At 61.6% G+C, this 18,226-nt stretch carries 10 protein-coding genes; 1 reads left to right on the top strand and 9 read right to left on the bottom strand.

Features of this window, described 5'->3' with window-relative positions; translation table 11 throughout:
- From HX815_RS30505 to HX815_RS30515, 3 genes are all read right to left on the bottom strand, one after another.
- Positions 1-1,889, bottom strand: a 1,889-nt coding sequence (locus HX815_RS30505; RefSeq protein WP_177029438.1) for an Ig-like domain-containing protein, incomplete at its 3' end; no start/stop codon positions are given.
- An 868-nt stretch (positions 1,890-2,757) separates the two neighbouring features.
- The gene (gene mmsB, locus HX815_RS30510) at positions 2,758-3,645 is read right to left on the bottom strand and encodes a 3-hydroxyisobutyrate dehydrogenase (protein ID WP_003214181.1); all 888 of its coding nucleotides are present in this window, start codon (positions 3,643-3,645) and stop codon (positions 2,758-2,760) included.
- A 14-nt stretch (positions 3,646-3,659) separates the two neighbouring features.
- A complete protein-coding gene (locus HX815_RS30515) occupies positions 3,660-5,177 on the bottom strand; it encodes a CoA-acylating methylmalonate-semialdehyde dehydrogenase (RefSeq protein WP_008430611.1) in 1,518 nt (505 codons plus the stop codon).
- A gap of 131 nt (positions 5,178-5,308) precedes the next feature.
- Between HX815_RS30515 and HX815_RS30520 the strand changes: the two genes are divergently transcribed.
- A complete protein-coding gene (locus tag HX815_RS30520; RefSeq protein WP_087694895.1) occupies positions 5,309-6,256 on the top strand; it encodes a LysR family transcriptional regulator in 948 nt (315 codons plus the stop codon).
- Between the two features lie 135 nt (positions 6,257-6,391).
- Here the strand turns inward: HX815_RS30520 and HX815_RS30525 are convergent, their stop codons facing one another.
- From HX815_RS30525 to recC, 6 genes are all read right to left on the bottom strand, one after another.
- Positions 6,392-6,883: an OmpA family protein gene (locus HX815_RS30525; RefSeq protein ID WP_003214188.1), complete on the bottom strand. Its 492-nt coding sequence runs from the start codon at positions 6,881-6,883 to the stop codon at positions 6,392-6,394.
- 4 nt (positions 6,884-6,887) lie between these two features.
- The gene (locus HX815_RS30530) at positions 6,888-8,156 is read right to left on the bottom strand and encodes a diguanylate cyclase domain-containing protein (RefSeq protein ID WP_102368026.1); all 1,269 of its coding nucleotides are present in this window, start codon (positions 8,154-8,156) and stop codon (positions 6,888-6,890) included.
- Positions 8,153-8,722, bottom strand: a complete 570-nt coding sequence (locus HX815_RS30535; RefSeq protein WP_177029439.1) for a YfiR family protein — start codon at positions 8,720-8,722, stop codon at positions 8,153-8,155. Before HX815_RS30535 ends, HX815_RS30530 begins: the two co-directional genes overlap by 4 nt.
- 161 nt (positions 8,723-8,883) lie before the next feature.
- The gene (recD, locus tag HX815_RS30540; RefSeq protein ID WP_177029440.1) at positions 8,884-10,935 is read right to left on the bottom strand and encodes an exodeoxyribonuclease V subunit alpha; all 2,052 of its coding nucleotides are present in this window, start codon (positions 10,933-10,935) and stop codon (positions 8,884-8,886) included.
- Positions 10,932-14,609, bottom strand: a complete 3,678-nt coding sequence (gene recB, locus HX815_RS30545; protein ID WP_177029441.1) for an exodeoxyribonuclease V subunit beta — start codon at positions 14,607-14,609, stop codon at positions 10,932-10,934. The genes recD and recB overlap by 4 nt, the downstream gene beginning before the upstream one ends.
- Positions 14,606-18,055 (bottom strand): exodeoxyribonuclease V subunit gamma, encoded by a 3,450-nt coding sequence (gene recC / locus HX815_RS30550; protein WP_177029442.1) that lies wholly within the window; start codon positions 18,053-18,055, stop codon positions 14,606-14,608. The genes recB and recC overlap by 4 nt, the downstream gene beginning before the upstream one ends.
- Positions 18,056-18,226: the final 171 nt, after the last annotated feature.

Genomic DNA, 18,226 nt, shown 5'->3' on the forward strand with positions numbered 1-18,226 from the left:
GCATCAGCATCAGCATCCGCATCCGCATCCGCATCGGCATCGGCATCGGCATCCGCGTCAGCGTCGGCATCGGCATCGGCATCGGCATCGGCATCGGCATCGGCATCGGCATCGGCATCGGCATCCGCGTCAGCATCAGCGTCCGTATCATCAATATCAACAGCGATCACAGAAGCCGGAACAGACTCGTTGCCTGCTGCATCGGTCAATGTGACAGCCAGTGTTTCGCCGTTAATCTGAAGCGGATCCAGGGTGACTTGAAAATTACCGTCGTCGCCGACCGTGCCAGTGCCGATCACGTTGCCATCGGCGTCTTTCACGGTAACGGTCGCGCGCGGTTCGCCCTTGCCGGTGACGGTGCTGCCATCTTCGCCAACCACCAGGTTGGTTGGGGCATCCGGGGCGATGGTGTCCCCCGCGATGACGATGCCTGGCAGGGATTCCTTGCCCGAGAAGTTGCGCAGGAACACGCGTAGCCGCTCGCCATTGATGTGCAGCGAGTTCAGTTGCACCAGGAATGTTCCGTCATCTGCCACTGTTCCGCTGCCGACCACTTCACCAGCATCGTTGAGGATGATGACTTTGTGGGCCGCGGCGCCTTCACCGCTGAGCGTGTCACCCACGTCACTGATTGCCAGGTTGCGCGGCGCAAGCGGTGTCTCAATATCGGCGACAACCAGCGCACCCGGAGCCGACTCATTGCCGGCAGCGTCTTTGAGCGTGATCGCCAGGCTTTCGCCTTCGGGCGCGGGTGTGTCGAGCGAAACCTGGAAATTGCCATCCGCGCCGACGGTGCCCGTACCGATCACGTTGCCGCTGGCATCCTTGATGCTCACGGCAGCGTTCGGTTCACCTTTACCGCTGACAGTTGCGCCATCGGCACTGATCACCAGGTTGGTCGGCGCATCCGGGGCGGTGCTGTCGCCAGCCACCACGGGGCTGGCGGACGACTCATTGCCGGCAGCATCCTTGAGGGTGACTTGCAGGGTTTCGCCATTGGTTTGCGCAGTTCCCAGGGTGACCTGGAAGTTGCCTTCAGCATCCACGGTGCCGGTGCCGAGGACCTCGCCATTGGCATCCTTGATGATCACGGTCGAATTAGGCTCGCCCTTACCGCTGACGGTTGTACCGTCTGCACTGACGGCCAAACCGTTCGGTGCGGCGGGGGCGGTTGTATCACCCGCTACCACAGACGCAGGTTGCGATTCCTGACCCGCTGCATCCTTGAGGACGACTTGCAGGGTTTCGCCATTGGTTTGCGGCTTGTCCAGGTTGACCTGGAAGTTGCCGTCGGTACCCACAGTGCCTGTGCCCAGTACGTTACCGGCGGCATCCTTGACCGTGACTGTGGTGCCAGGCTGACCTTTACCGCTGACCACCGTGCCCGCGCTGTTGACCGATAAACCGGTCGCAGCACCGGGTGCAGGAACTGGCGTTTGATGATGATGGCCACCACCACCGCCACCACCGCTCAATGCCGCGGCGGTACCGCCGACGGCGAGGATGCCCAAGCCCCACAGCACCCAGTCCGGCACCGCACTGTCAGCGGCAATGGCTGCCACACCCAGGTCATCCAGGGTCGAGATTTCGGTGAAGTTGAAACCCGAATACGGCGTGGAATAGTTGCCGAGCAACAATGTTCCGTCGGCATTTTCCAGAACCAGTTGGTTAGCGGCGCCGTCGGCTCCCACTACAAAAAAGTTCTGAATGGTGATGGTTTCTCCAGACTTCAGAGTGACCACCAGGTTTTGGCCGGACTGTTGAAACGATTGAACGCTTTCTTGTCCAAACGGCAGTTTTACAATGCTGGTTCCCTTGAGGCTGGCGTTGCCAAAGGCATGCTCTGTCGCCGTCCCCGTTGCCTTGTCGACAATAGTTATGTTTTTCATCTCTCACCCGTTTTTTATATGGACACACGTATTTCAGCGCGAGCGAATGCCCACGACGGTAGTTACCGCCGAGCACGAAACTCTTTTTGCGTTTATATAGGACTGGTCAGGATTTACAGCGATCAACCGACGCCGGTTTCTTCACGACATTGCAGACCCACACGCGTGCGCTTGCAACACGCTGACACCGAATGAGGTGGCACATCCTTGGCGTCAGAATAAGCCTGCCCGGGCCTTGGGCTGGACTGCATCGCAGCCCAGAGGTCGAGCAACCGGGAGAGGTGGCGGGCCAGGATGCGGGCTTTTTCAAGTTCCAGGGCGGCCTCGTTCGATGAGGCCGATAGCCCTGGGAAACCCGATGTACGCATCCATTCGCTAGCCATCTCTGACACACCTGCACAACTTTGAAAGTACAACGCTTCGGCGGAAGTTATCGAGACGCAGCAACCATGACAACGCTCGCAAAACCGATACTAGCGAGGCAGTAGTCAACATCAAAGAGAAATGTAAACACGCAATAAACATGGGTATTTAATGAGGGAAGCCACGACAAACCGAACACACATAACCGAGAAATCAATTATAACGGCATGATAATCGAGCGCCCCATGGACACTCACCAAATGAATAACCCATGATCAAAAACATGATATTTCAGCGTCACACCTGAAACTTGTAAAAGTTTATTTCACAACTATAACAATGCAAAAAAACCTTATCCCTAGGCATTAGTCGATAAGTAATACCGCCCTCCCACAAACGTCGCGAAGGGGTTTATTCAGGTCAAAAAAAAGCACCAGTAGTGAGCTGGTGCTGGAAGGTCTACGCAGTAAAAATCAGGGGCCCACAGTGAAGAAGGACAATCGCCCTACTTTGGTTTTCGATAGCTGTTGATGATCGCCGAGAAGTCCTTGCCCCCTTCCCCACGTTGGCTCATCGATTGATACAACTGCTGCGCCACTGCGCCGAGGATCACCGGCTGGTGTGCCTGGCGGGCCGCTTCAGTGGCCAGTCCCAGATCCTTGAGCATCAGTTCTGCACCAAACCCACCGGTATAACCCCGGGACGACGGCGCCGTCTCGATAATCCCTGGCCATGGGTTGTAGGTGTCCGAACTCCAGCAGCGCCCGGTGGAGCTGTTGATGATTCCCGCCAACACTTGGGTGTCGATGCCCAGCGCATCACCCAGGGCCATGGCTTCGCTGACGCCGACCATGGTGATACCCAGCAGCAGGTTGTTGCAGATCTTGGCGATTTGCCCGGTGCCGACTTCGCCGCAATGGACGATGTTGCGACCCATCTGCGCCAGCACCGGTTGCAGGGTGGCGAACAGTTCCGGGGTGGCGCCGACCATGAAGGTCAACGTCCCGGCCTGGGCACCGCCGGTGCCGCCGGACACTGGAGCATCCGCCATCACCACGCCTTGTTTCGCTGCCGCCGCCGCTACATCGCGGGCGGTCTGCGGGTCGATGGTGCTGCAATCCACCGCCGGCACGCCTTTGCCGATGCCGGCGAGCACGCCGTCTTCACCGAGCCACACACTGCGCACATGGGCCGCAGCCGGGAGCATGGTCACCACCAACTCGGCGCCTTCTGCTGCCGCGCGCGGTGAAGCGCTGATGGTGCCGCCCAGTTCCGCCAGTTCCTTGAGCACGGTCTGGTTCAGGTCGAACAGGTTCAGCGCATGGCCAGCCTTGATCAGGTTGCGCGCCATCGGCGCGCCCATGTTGCCCAGGCCGATAAATGCAATCTTCATGGTCGTCTCCTCGATCAGCGCAGGTTGATGGTGGTGTTGACGCCATCGTTGACGCTGTCGTCGTCGAACCAGCGGCTGGTGACGGTTTTGGTCTGGGTGTAGAACTGCACCACTTGCTTGCCGTACGGGCCCAGGTCGCCGAGTTTCGAACCACGGGAACCGGTGAAGCTGAAGAACGGAACCGGCACGGGGATCGGGATGTTGATGCCGACCTGGCCCACATCGATTTCGCTCTGGAATTTACGCGCCGCCGCGCCGCTCTGGGTGAACAGGCCGGTGCCGTTACCGAACGGGTTGGCGTTGACCAGGGCGATGGCTTGGTCGAGGGTGTCGACTTCTAGCACCACCAGTACCGGGCCGAAGATTTCCTGGGTGTAGATCTGCATGTCGGTGGTCACGCCGGAGAACAACGTCGGGCCGACGAAATTGCCGTCCTCGAAGCCCGGCACCTTGATGCCGCGGCCATCCAGTTCCAGCTTGGCGCCTTCTTTCACGCCGCTTTCGATCAGGTCGAGAATGCGTGCCTTGGCGCGCTTGGAGATAACCGGACCCACATCGGTGCCGGCTTCGCTGCCGGCGTTCACCTTGAGCTTTTGCGCCAGGGCCTTGAGGTCCGGCAGCCATTGCTTGGCCGCGCCTACCAGCACCACCACGGAAGTTGCCATGCAACGCTGACCCGCCGCACCGAAACCGGCGCCGACCAGGGCGTTCAGGGTTTGTTCGCGATTGGCATCCGGCAGCACCACGGCGTGGTTCTTGGCACCCATCATCGATTGCACGCGCTTGCCATGTTTACCGGCGAGGTCGTAGACGTGAGTCCCCACGGCGGTCGAACCGACGAAGGACACGGCCTTGATATCTTTGTGGGTGCACAGGGCATCCACCACGTCCTTGCCGCCGTGAACCACGTTCAGCACGCCGGCTGGCACCCCGGCTTCCAGCGCCAGTTCAACCAGCAGCAGGGTCGACAGCGGGTCCTGTTCCGATGGCTTGAGTACGAACGTGTTACCGCAGGCAATGGCCATCGGGAACATCCACAGCGGAATCATTGCCGGGAAGTTGAACGGGGTGATGCCGGCGCACACGCCGATCGGCTGGCGCAGGGTGTAGGTATCCACACCGCCGGCGACGTTTTCAGCGAATTCGCCCATCTGCAGGGTGCCGATGGAGCACGCGTGCTCGACCACTTCCAGGCCACGGAAAATGTCGCCTTCAGCGTCGGCAATGGTCTTGCCCTGCTCGGCACTCAGGACCACGGCGATGCGCTTGGAGTGCTCGCGGATCAAGGCTTGCAGCTTGAGCATGATGCGCATGCGCGCACCGATCGGCGTCAGCTTCCAGGTCTGGAAGGCGCGATGGGCGGCGTCGATGGCAGCGTTGACTTCTTCAGGGGTGGAAAACGGTACGCGGGCCAGCACTTGCTGGGTAGCGGGGTTGACGATGTCTTGCCATTCGGTGGTCCTGGATTCGACCCACTCGCCGTTGATCAGCAGCTTGACCTGTTTTACGGAAATATCGGCAGATGCGTTCATGTGGTCTCCAATTCTTGTAGGTATGCAGAGAACCAAGGCGTTGAATCGCCTTGAGGATGAGGCGTTCGGACTGTTTTTGGAGTATAGATGTGCAAACTTCTAATAAGAACGCACATAAAAGCCGGTCCAATATGCAAAAAAACATCACGTCACTGGGCTCCCTGAACTGGGATGACCTGAAGTTTTTCCTCGAAGTCGCGCGTACCCGCAAGGCCAGCGTCGCTGCCAAGCGCCTGGCGGTGGACTACACCACGGTGTCGCGGCGCATCAGTTCCCTTGAAGGATCGTTGGGCACTCTCCTGTTTGAAAAGTCCCGGACCAACGGCTTCGTATTGACCACCGAAGGCCAGCGCCTGCTGGGCTACGCCGAGTCCATCGAAAGCACGTTGCACATGGCCTGCGAACAGGTTTCCGGCTCCGGCGTGGCGCTGTCCGGCCACGTGCGCATGGGCTGCACCGAAGGGTTCGGCAGCTTCTTCGTTACCCCGCAACTGAGCCACTTTGTCGACACCTACCCGGCGATCTCGGTGGACATCCTGCCCCTGCCCCACTTCATCAGCCTGTCCAAGCGCGAGGCGGATATCGTCATCGCCCTGGAGCGGCCGGAACACGGGCCGTACGTGTGCTGCAAGCTGTGCGACTACAAGCTGCAGCTGTACGCGACGCAGGAATACCTGGACCAGCACCCGCCCATCCGCCGGGCGGCGGACCTGGCCGAGCATCCGTTTATCAGCTACGTGGATGATTTAGCGTTCAGTTCAGAGCTGCTGTACCTGGCCAATGTAGTGCCCGGCGCCAGCGCCAGTTTGCGCAGCACCAGCGTGATTGCGCAGTATGTGGCGGCGCAGCAAGGGCGCTCGCTGGCGATCCTGCCGTGCTTTTTGGCGGCACAGGACCCGCGATTGCTGCCGGTGCTTTCGAAGGAGATAAACATTACGCGGCAGTTCTGGATGTACTGCCGCGAGGACTTGAGGAAGTTGAAACGGATCACCCTGCTGTGGGATTACATCCGTGAGGTGACGGAGCAGAATCAGCCGTTGTTGATGGGGGAAACGCGGGAGATGGTGTTTGCCGATTAAATAAAATGTGGGAGCCGGGCTTGCCCGCTATAGCAGTGTGTCAGTCACCCAATACATCAACTGATCCACCGCCATCGCGGGCAAACCCGGCTCCCACATTGATTGCATTCCAACTCGAACTGCCCGAAAGCCAGACTAGTCCGCAATTACCACAATCGACACCCGGCGATTCTCGGTGCGCCCCGCCGCTGTCGCGTTGGACGCCACCGGCTCGCTGCTGCCCAGTCCGCGCAGTTGTACGTTTTCTTCTTTCATCCCAACGCCTGCCAACACGTGCGCAACGCTTTTGGCTCGGCGCAGGGACAGTTGCTGGTTGTAGGTTTCCTTGCCCGAGGCGTCGGTGTGGCCGTCGACCCGCACGCGCTCAATGCCCACGCCCAGCAGCGCCTTGCCGATGCGCTGGACGATCTCGGTGCTGGGGGCATTCAGACTTTCGACGTCGCTGCCAAACAGCACCTTGCCCGAGAGGCCGAAGGCCCAGCCTTCGTCAGTCAGTTCAAAACCCTGCTGTTTGAGCACGGCGATTTGCGCCGGTGTCAGGCCTTTTGGCGGCGGGGTCTGGCAGCCGCTCAGGGCGAGCAGAGCCACGAGCAAGGTGATGAATAAAAAGCGTGCGGTCGAGAACAAGGGATCAACTCCTGTGTTGAACGTCGGCGGCGGGGGACTCCGATTCCGCCGTTTGCTGGCCACCCTGGGAAAGCCGTTTGGCCTGGTACATCGCCGCATCGGCGGCGTTGAGCAGGTTACCGGGGGTGGCGCCATGATCGGGGTAGACGGCGATGCCGATACTGAGTGAGGTCAATACGTGGGCGTCGCCGGGCAGCGCAATGGGCGCGTCCATGCTGGCGATGATTTTTTCGGCAATGCGCTGGGCGTCCTCAAGTCGGTGCAGAGGCGACAGCAAGATGGCGAATTCATCGCCGCCCAGGCGTGCCACCAGGTCGTCTTCTCGCAGTTGCGCACGAATGCGCTTAGCCACTGCCACCAATACCGCATCGCCGGCGGCGTGGCCGAAGTTGTCGTTGATGTCTTTAAAGCGGTCGCTGTCGAGGAACAAGACCGCCACTTTCTCGTTGAGCTTGGCGGCGCTGCGCAGGGCGCGGATCAGCCGCCCTTCGAAGAACGCACGGTTGGGCAGCCCGGTCAGGCTGTCGTGGCTGGCCTGGTGGGCGAGGGTTTCGTTTTCGCTTTGCAGGTGGGTCTGCCAGGCCTCCAGTTCGTCGAGCAGGGCATTGAAGTCATTGCCCAGGCTGTCGAGTTCGGCGATTTTCGCCGGCGGTACGCGTCGGTCAAAGGCCCGCTCGCTTCGGGCAGCGTGGGCCACCGAGGCCAGGCTGTGCAACGGCCCGGTGATGCCGCGTAACAAACGCCGCGCCAGGTACAGTGCAACCCAGGCGCTGAGGGCGGTGCACACCAGAATCCCGGCAAGGCCGCTGAGCAGGAAGCGCAACAGGCTGCCGCCGTGGCCGGTCAGGTGCACGCTGCCGATAACCTGGCCCTGGTGCAGGATCGGCTGGGTGATGGGCTGTTCGAGCAGGGCATGCGCCAACTGCAGCTCAATCATCGACAGCATCCCGGTTTCAGGGCGCTCCCAATGGGCCAGTTGCTTGCCGTCGACGTTGAAGACTTCCGCCTCGGCCACTTCTTCCTCCGAGGCGATCACGCCCAACGCCTCGGTGGCCGCCGCGCTGTCGTTGAACACCACGGCCGCTTCCACGGTGTAGTTGATGGAGCGGGCGATCAGGTGCAGGTTGTGGTCGGCATACACCCGCAGCGCGAGCACGCCGAGCAGGGTCAGGGAGATACTGGCCATGCTGACGGCCATCAGCGCCAGGCTCAGGTGCCCGCGCCCGATCACTGAACGCAAGGTTGGACGCACTGGCGCCTTATCGACACTCATGACCCCGGCGCTCGACGTCGGGACAGCTGCAGCACACTCGGATGAATGCGCACACCGCTACGGGCAACGGAATCCAGGTTGACCTCGAACGACACCTGTTCGTCGGCTACCCGCAGGCAGAACAGGCTGCCCACGGTGCATTGGTCGCCGCTTTCGCTGATGCTGAGCACCGGATGGCCGATCAATGCCGCGAACAGGCGGCTGCGCTCGTCGCTGGTCAATTGGCCGATGTACACGGCATCGCAGGCATTGGCGATGTCTGGATGGTCGGCCAGCAAACGCTGCACCACTACCGGACGGCCGGTAGCCTGGGTGGTGCCTTTGACCAGGTCATCGGTGTATTGGGTTGGCCCGACGATGCACAAACGCAATTGCGCGGGCTCTACCGGCCAGCGGGCGTAACTGAGGATACCCAGGACCACTTGGGTGACGGCCTTGGCCCGCTGATCGGCCATGCCGGCAGGCGGCTGGGCAAAAACGAGGGGCGTGAACACGCACAGAAGCGCCAACAGCAGCATTCGTCTCCAGCTCAAACTTCGCTCTGTGGGCGAGACAGCCACGTTCATGCAGCGATTCTCTTTGATCTTCTCGGGATGATGCCGCAACGATAGCACAACGGCGGAAAACCCCCGAGGCGACACCCAGGAGGATTCCGACATTTTATTAAGAAAAATCACACATTTGGATCAGAAAATTTAGATGACTCATTGGTCAGCTTCTTTGACGATCAAGTGCCCAGTTCCAGCATCAGCCCACTCAAGCGTTTCACCTTACGGCTCACCGCCTCTTCGAATACGCCACCCCGGGGTTCGATCAGGCTGAACCAGTCCTTGGCGCGGGTGATGCCGGTGTAGATCAGCTCTTTGGTGAGCACCGGGTTCAAGGCGTCCGGCAAAATCAGTGCGGTGTGGGTGAATTCAGAGCCCTGAGATTTGTGCACCGTCATCGCATAGACGGTTTCGACGTCGTTGAGCCGGCTGGGCAACACAAACCGTACGCCGCCCTGGCCATCGTTGCGCGGGAACGCGACGCGCAGAACCTGCGGCCCGCCGTCGCTTTCGGGCAGCTTGAGGGCGATACCGATATCGCCGTTCATCAGGCCCAGGCCGTAATCGTTGCGAGTCATCAACACCGGACGCCCTTCGTACCATTGCTGGTCGCTGTCGATCAGCCGGGCCTTGAGCAGCGCGGCGGTGATGCGCAGGTTCAAGCCCTCCACGCCCCATGGGCCCTTGCGTACGGCGCAGAGCAGCTGGAAAGCGTCGAAGGCTTTCAGCAGCTTTTGCGCCCAGAGCGTCCAGGCCTCGTCATCCCGTGGCGTGTCCAGGGACGGACGCGCGGTCTGCAGCAGTTTCAGGTAATGGCGATAACCGTGGGCACCGTCGCCATGGCCGTCCAGCACCAGGCGCTCCAGGGCATGGTCGTGCTCGCCCTTGAGGCTGACGCAAAACAGGTCGGCATGGCTGCGGGCAGCCAGCAGTTTGCGGGCCTGCTCAGGGTTTTGCTGGTTGACCCAGCGGGCCAGCTGGCCAATGCCGCTGCCTTCGCCGAAACGCCGCGAGTAACGCAGCATCACCACTTGTTGCGCCAAGGGATGGCTACCGTCGAGGTCTTCCTGCAGGCCGCTGGCGCCGAGGTCTTCGCCGCTGACCTGTTGCAGCCACTGGCGGGTTTGCGGGCTGTAGAAACCGGCTTCGGCGTCGCGGCACAAATCCCCCAGCACCGCCCCGGCTTCAACCGAGGCCAACTGGTCCTTGTCACCCAGCAGCACCAGGCGAGCATGGGGTGGCAAGGCGTCCAGCAGGTTGGCCATCATTTCCAGGTCGATCATCGAGGCTTCGTCCACTACCAGCACATCCAGGGGCAACGGATTGCCGATGTGATGCCGGAAGTGTCGGGTGCCGGGACGGCTGCCGAGCAAACGGTGAACGGTGGTGACCTGGGTCGGGATTTTGTCCTTCACCGCATCAGGCACTTTCAGCGACAGCACTTGCTGGCTGATGGACTCGGTCAAGCGCGCGGCCGCCTTGCCGGTGGGCGCGGCCAGACGGATGCGCAACGCGCTGCCCGCTTCCACGGCGGGGGCCTGCAACAGCGCAAGCAAACGCACCACCGTGGTGGTCTTGCCGGTACCCGGCCCGCCGGTGACGATGCTGAATGCACCGCGGGTGGCCAAGGCGCAGGCGAGTTTTTGCCAGTCGACAACACCGTCTGGCGGGGCCTGGTCGAACAGGTGATTCAGGCGTTCGGGCAGATCGGCGGCAACGCTTTCCCGGGTGGCAAGTCGCAGGCGCAAAGCGCTGTCGATACGCCGTTCGTAGGTCCAGTAGCGGCGCAAGTACAGGCGTTTGCCCGACAGCACCAGTGGCCGGCTTTGCGCCTCCTCGCTGCCGTCGACGGCCAGTGCCACCAGACGGCTGGCGGCCAGGGCATGGCACCAATGGGCGCCGTCCAGGCCGTCGAGCAACTGTGATGGCAGCAGCATGACGCCGGTTTGCACATCGCCTTCGGGTGGCAGCGACAGAGCGAAATCCGGGGCCTTGAGGGTTTCGAACAGGTCCAGGCACACATGGCCATGGCCCAGTTGGTGGCTGGTCAGGGCCGCGGCCAGCAGGACTAAAGGATCAGCCTGCGGATCGAGTTCGTGGAGGAAGCCGACAAAGGCCTTGTCCAGCGCGCGCAACCAGCCGCGCTGCACCCAGAGATCGAGCAGTTGCACCAGGTCGGCGGCGCGGCTGAGGGGCGCCAGCTCCTCAAGCGGTAACGGCGACAGGCTCATAGCAGCTCTCCTTGTTCCCAGGCGGGCTCGGCCTTAGGTGGTAGCGGTTTGCCCTGGAACAGCAGGTCCAGGCTTTCGATCAATTCCCGGGGTGGTCGGGTGAAATACGCGCCCTGGCTCGCGGAATGGGTGCCCCGCAGGAACAGGTACAACGCGCCGCCGACGTGACGGTCGTAGTCGTAATCCGGCAGCCGCGCCTTCAGCTGGCGATGCAGGGCCAGCAGGTAAAGTACATATTGCAGGTCGTAACGATGGTCGAGGATCGACAGTTCCATGGCCTGCTGCGTGTAGGCCGAATCATCGGGACCAAGCCAATTGGATTTGTAGTCGGCCACGTAGTAGCGGCCTTCGTGTTCAAAGGTCAGGTCGATAAAACCCTTGAACATGCCGTTGAGCAGCACCGGTTCGGCGGCCACGCGGGATACGCCATTGTGAGTGTGCTGGCACACCAGTTTGTCGAGTGCGAGGACGTCGACCTTGTGGCTGGCAAACCAGAATTCCATTTCGATCTGGTACTGCCGCAACTCGCTAAGGGCCACCTGCCCGTTGCCCAGCGGCAACCGGGCTTGCAACAGATGCCCGAGCCAACCGCCGAGTGTGCCGATCCAGCCTTCCCAGCCGCGTCGGTTGCAGCGGCGGGCGACCGCATCTTCGATGGCCTCCGGGGTAACATTGAAGCCTTCGCCGCCCGCCCATTCCAGCAGGCCATGGAGAAAGGTGCCGGGATTCGGCCCGCGTGGGAAACGGTGAATATCGCCACCGGAAGCCGGCACTTCGCGTGGGGCATCCGGGTCGAGGCGTTCGTCATCGAACAGCTTCTGCGCTTGTGGGCTTTCCGGCGCTTCGAGGCTCGCCGCACTCATGCTCTCGCCGATACGCAGCGCACTGTAGGAAGCGATCCACCAGTTTTCTGCCGCCTTGCGCTTGGGCAGCAGCGGCGCGAGCAAGGTGGCTTCGTTACGCGGCGGGTGGAATACGACCGCATCGGCCTCGGGCATTTCTGCGTAATGCAGTGCCGGGCAACCTTCCTGCAGGTCAAGCAACCAGCGGGCCAGGCCGCCGGACTCGCCAAGTGAAGCGCCGCCGCCGAGCAAGTAGCCCAGGGCCGACAGGTGCAGCACCGAGCTGTTGTTATTGCCACGCTTGAGGTCGGCGATGCCCAGCCAGCAGGCGTGTTTGGCGCGGGTCAGCGCCACGTAAAACAGACGCAAGTCTTCGGCCAGCCGTTCATCGTCGGCTTGGGCGATCAACTCGGCGGTGGGCCTGAGGCTGACCTGGGATTTGCCGTTTGCGTCGTGGTAATGCAACGGCAGACGGCTGCCATCCACCGGTTTTGCCGAGCAAATGAACGGCAGGAAAACCAGGTCGTATTCCAGCCCCTTGGATTTGTGGATCGTTACCACTTTGACCAGTTGTTCATCACTTTCCAGGCGCAGGATCTGCTCTTCACCGGCCTGGCCGGAAAGCGCGAGATGTTCGGCCAGATGGCGAATCAGCGCTTGTTCACCGTCCAGCTCTGCGGCCGCCTGTTGCAGCAATTCCGAGAGGTGCAACAGGTTGGTCAATACCCGCTCGCCATCGCTGCGCGTGATCAGGGTTTGCGGCAATTTGAAGTCGTGCAACAGGCGCCGCAGCATCGGCAGCACGCCTTGGGTGCGCCAGATCGTACGGTAATCGCGGAACTGCATTACGCGTTGTTCCCACGCCAGTTCGTCCTGGTTCAGACGCTCCAGTTCGGGCAGCGACAGATTCAAGGTGACGCAAGCCAGGGCGGCGCGCAGTGGGCGCTCGACGTCCGGCTCGGCACAGGCCTTGAGCCAGGCCAGCAGGTCGTGGGCTTCCTGGGCGGCGAACACGGAATCCTTATCGGAGAGGTAAACGCTGCGCACGCCACGGGCAGCCAGTTCACCGCGCACGGCCTGGGCTTCCTTGCCGTCACGCACGAGGATGGCGATGTCTGACGGCAGCACGCCTTTGAAGCTAGCGTCTTTGCCGAGGAATCCGGCAGTTCCCTGCTGGCCGCCATTGAGTAACGCGACGATTTGACTGGCACAGGACGCGGCCAACTGTTGGCGGTAGAGCACGCCGGAGATCGGCTGGTCGGTGGGTAGATGCCAGAGATTCAGCGCAGGCAACGTCTGACCGTTGACCTGCAGTTGTTCCTTACGGCCTTGGGACAATACCGACTGGAACGGCACCGGATTCGTACCGTCTGGTTCACGGAACAGGAACGCTCCACGGCCTTTTTCTGCGCGCTGGAATACGTGGTTTACCGCCTCGACCATGGCGTGGCTCGAACGGAAGTTGGTGCCCAGGGTGTGATGGCGGCCGGTGGTGGACTGGCGCGCGCGCAGGTAGGTGTAGATGTCGGCGCCACGGAAGGCGTAGATCGCCTGCTTTGGGTCGCCGATCAGGAACAGGCCGCTGTCGAGGTGGTTTTCTTCGATGCGGTAGATGCTGTCGAAGATGCTGTATTGCACCGGGTCGGTGTCCTGGAATTCGTCGATCAGGGCGACCGGGAATTGCTCGCGGATCACGCTGGCCAAACGCTCGCCGCCGTCGGCTTGCAGGGCGGCGTTGAGGCGGATCAGCATGTCGTCGAAGCCCATTTCGGCGCGCCGGCGCTTTTCTTCTTCGAAGCGTTTTCCCACCCAGCCGGCGGCGTGTTGCAGCACAGCAGCATCGGGCGTTGGCAGGGCGTCGAGGCTGGCCTTGAGACTGGCCATGGCGTCGATACCCGGATGGCGTGGTGGTTCGCCTTTCCAGGCTTCGGCCATGCCGTCGGGGGTCAGGCGGGTGAAACCGGTGCCGATGTCCAGTTGTTCGAGAGACTCGTCAGCTGCCCAGGCGCTGATTTTTTCGAACCAGGGTTCGAAGTAACGGGCTTGCATCTTGCGACCATCGACGGCTTTGGCGGCGACGGCCTGCAGGCAAATGTTGCGCAATTCTTCTGCCCATTGTTGCCAGGGTGCCTTGAGCGCGACGAGTGCTTGGCGGCGCTCTTGCAGGCATTCGTTGATCAGCTCGGCGGGGTCGCGCGTTTCATCCGTGGGCCGCTCGCTGCCGAACAGCGCGCGTACCCGTGGCATCAGGGCCGCCGGGCCGCCCCAATTGTTGCGCACCCAGTTCAGCGCATCGTCGTGCATCGGGTAGCAGAACAGCCGCCAGTAGTCGCGCAGCACTTCGCCGAGCAGGTCGCTGTGGTCGGTCTCCAGGGTCTGGGTGAACAGGCTGCCGCTGTCGAAGGCGTGCTCGCGCAGCATACGCTGGCACCAGCTGTGAATGGTCGAGACGGCGGCTTCATCCATCCACTGGGCGGCGATGTCCAGGCGATTGGCACAGCCGGGCCATTGTTCGGGGCTGTATTGGTCGCGCAGTTCGGCGATCAACGCGTCGGGTTCTTCGATTTCTTCGCGGAAAAAACGCGCGGCTTCTGCCAGGCGGATTCGGATGCGTTCACGCAGCTCTTTGGTGGCGGCATCAGTGAAGGTCACGACGAGAATTTGCGGCGGCAGCAACTCGCGGCCGAAACCCGATTCGTCACCTCCGTGGCCGAGTACCAGACGCAGGTAGAGCGCCGAGATGGTAAATGTCTTGCCTGTGCCGGCACTGGCTTCGATCAGTTGGCTACCCTTGAGCGGGAAGGCCAGGGCCAGGGGTTTTGTACCGCTCATGCGCTGGCCTCCGCGCTGGTGAGTGATCGCCAGGGAGCGTTGATCAACGGTCGATAGAGGGTTTCGCACCAGCCTTCGAACTCTTCGCTGGCCATCAAGGCGGCGTAGTCGGGGAACTGTCGGATGAGCGCAGGGCTTTCACGGCGCTCGCCGTCGCTGGTTTGGCCGTCGCCTTCGTAGGCTTTGCTGGCGGCGGCTTGCGCTTTGGCCGGGTCGGTTTGACCGAGCCAGGCGAATGCGGTTTTAACGGCGACCGGCAGTGGTTCGCTCATGCCGGTTTTCCAGGCGAGCAGCAGGTTGCCGAGGAGCTCCCGGGCTGTGGCTTGCTCAAGTGGGGCCAATAGCAGTGTGTCGTCGCTGGCGACCAGGCCGGTACTTAACGGAAGACCGCAGGCACAGGCCACCAGGTGGTTGACCCATGGGCGAATCAGGCGATGCCACTTACGGGTCTTGATCGAGCCGATGCTGTTGGGGATGGCGGTGACGCTTAGAAAGCCGCCATCACTGCGTTGATGCAGGCCACTGATCCAACCTTCCAGCTGGATGCCTTGATGCTCAAAACTGATCGGTTCGGCGCTGGTGTGCGCAGTGGGCCAGAGTGCCAGGAGTTGCTGGTAACGCTGCAACAGGTCGGGCAGAGGCTCGATCAGTTCTTTGCGCAGGCATTCGCCGAAACCAACCATCGGCAACAAGCCACTGCCTTGCAGACGCAGGGCCTGGGCGTTGAGGGCTTCGTCAAGGTTGTCGGGGCGGGTGAGTGCCGCCGTGAGCAAACTGTCGCTCAGGTTATAGCGCTGCAGTGCATCGAGGACGAAGGGTTCTTCATCTTCCAGCGGGACTTCGGCGGCGTCGAAAAACACTTTCAGGCGCTGGCTGAAAAAGTGTTTGACCGGGTTGCGCAGGAAGTCTTGCAGTTGGCCAAGGCTCAACGGTTCTTCCTGGGTGTAGGGTGCGAGGCTGCCGGTATCGGGCACGCTGTCCGGGATTGCGTGGAGCAACTGCCATTCGCGGGCGTAGCTGAACAGCTCGTCACCTTCATGGAAGTAGCGGGCGCTGAAGGGCTGGAGCGGGTGTTCCTGGGTGGTGGCTTCCAGGAGTGGTTCGCCACTGGTGGTGTGCCAGCCGCTGGCAATGTGGTCGCGCAACTGCCCGATCAGGACCGATGCCGGGCGGTCACTGTTGTCGCGGATACTGCGGCCGACCCAACTGATGTAGAGCTGGTCGCGGGCGGAGAGCAGGGCTTCGAGCAACAGGTAGCGGTCGTCTTCGCGGCGTGACCGATCGCCTGGGCGGTAGTCGCTGCCCATCAGGTCGAAGTCCAGCGGCGGTTGCGCGCGTGGGTAGTCGCCATCGTTCATGCCGAGTAGGCAAACCAGCTTGAACGGGATCGCGCGCATGGGCATCAAGGTACAAAAATTGACAGCTCCCGCGAGGAAGCGCTGGGACAGCCGCCCTTGGTCGAGGCCTGCCAGCCAGGCCTCGCGGACTACGGTCAGGGGTAATTCGTCATGCAGGCCGACGGACTCGCAGGTCTCCAGCCAGGTTTCTCTCAATTGCTCGAGTTGACCCAACAGGTAGTCGTCGTGCTCGTTGCTCGGGAGGAAGAACAACTGCATCAGGTTTTGCAGGCGCTCGCCCCACTCTGTCGGCGCGGCAGGTTGCGAAAGTGCCTGGTGGGCGTCGTGCAGCGCATCGAGCAGTGCGACCAGCGGTCCTATCAAGGCAGCATCGAGGCCGCCGATTTCATCGTACGGCTCGATGCCATCGCAGGCAGAGCCCGTACCGACGGCGTAGCCCAGGAGCATGCGACGCAGGCCGAACCGCCAGCTGTTTTGCTCCAGCTCCTGGGGTAAGCCGAGGCCGGCGCGTTGTTCGGCGTTGAGGCCCCAACGGATACCGGCGCCTTCGATCCAGCGGTGCAGGGTCGGCAGGTCGCGTTCCTTGATGGCGAAGCGTTCCCGCAGGGCCGGGACGTCGAGCAGGTCGAGGATTTCGCTGACCGGAAAGCGGCTGTCCGGGAGCTTGAGCAGGTGCTCGACGGCGATCAGTAACGGATCGCGGCCACGCTGGCCCTGGTCCGTAAGCGTGAACGGAATGAAGCGTAGGTCGCTTCTTTCAAGCTGGCCGAATACGGCGCGAATATGCGGCGCGTAGCTGTCGACGTCGGGGACCATGACGATGATGTCCCGTGGGCGCAGCGTGGGGTCGGCGCTGAAGCGCTGCAGTAACTGGTCGTGAAGAACTTCAACTTCGCGTTGGGCACTGTGGGCGATGTGGAAGCGAATGGAAGTGTCGCGCGCCAGGTCGACGCTTGGCCAGAGTTCACGGGTTTCGTTGAGGGGGCGCAGTTCGAGGATGTCGTCCTGGAGTTGGTTGAGCACGGTGGTGGGCTCGCTCTCGCTGAACAGGTCGATACGACCGTCACGGAATGCCGAGCGGTAACTGTTGGGGTCGTCGTAGCTGTCCAACAGGTTGATGTAGTCGCGACCTTGCTTACCCCAGGCAGCGAGCAGCGGGTGGGCGTGCTGATGCAGGGTTTGCGGGTCGATGGTGACCGGCATTCCGGCCTTGCGTGCCTGGCGCTTGTATTCGTTTCGGAGCAGGTCTTTGTCGGCGACGATGTCGGACCAGTGATGGCGACAAGGGTTGTGCACACACAGCAGCACCTGGCTGAAACGGGCGAGGCCGGCAAGGGCTTCCAGCGCTTGGGCTGGCAAGGAGGAAATGCCGAACACGATCACGCGGGAGGGCAGGCCTATCGGTGCCTGCTCCAGGCTATTGATGCGCTCGATAAAGCGTTGGTGAACTCCGGCGCGACTTTGAGCCATGCCCTCCTCTCCTACGTCCAACAGCAGGGCGCGCCATAGCTCGGCTTGCCAGCAGTTGGCCGGACTCAAAGGTTTGGATTCGCCACGGCCATTGCGCAGTTGATGGCGACCGGCAGCCCAATCTTCCAGCCAGTCGGCACGGTAGACCTGGTATTGGTCGAACAGGTCGGCGAGGCGTTCCGCGAGTTGGTAGCGTTTGCGCAGATCCGTATCGTGGGTCAGGAAGCGTTGCAGGGGTTCGAAATGGGGCTGATCGATCAGCTCGGGGAGCAGGCGCATGAGGCGCCAGGTCAGTGGGGCTTTATCCAGCAGGGATTTGGGCGGGATCTCGTCTTTGCCCAGGACCATGCGATAGAGCTGCCACATAAAGCTGCCGGGAAGCTGCACATCAATAGCGGCAGCGATGCCGCAACCGCCCATGTCGTCGTCTTCAGGGTCTTCAGCCAGCGCCAGTTTCAGCCACTGGGCAATACCGTTGCTTTGTACCAGGGCGATTTCGTTTTCCAGGGGAGCCAGCGGGTAACGGCGCATCCAGCTGACAACCAGGCTGCGCAGTTCATCCAGGCGGTTGCCGTGAACCACCATGAATCCAGCACTGAGGGACGTCGCATCCGGCATAACGGCTTCCTTGGGAAAAGCAAAATCGAGGGATGGACTTTAGCATTGAAGACAATCGTAGGCTGCAAGTGAGGAACACTTGGAGACGCTCGCCATACTTTCCGACCGCGCAAAACAAAACCCCTGACTGCATAAGCAATCAGGGGTTTCGGAATTTAATCTTGACGATGA

Source organism: Pseudomonas sp. E6002 (assembly GCF_013385565.1).
In the GTDB taxonomy this organism is placed as follows: Bacteria; Pseudomonadota; Gammaproteobacteria; order Pseudomonadales; family Pseudomonadaceae; genus Aquipseudomonas.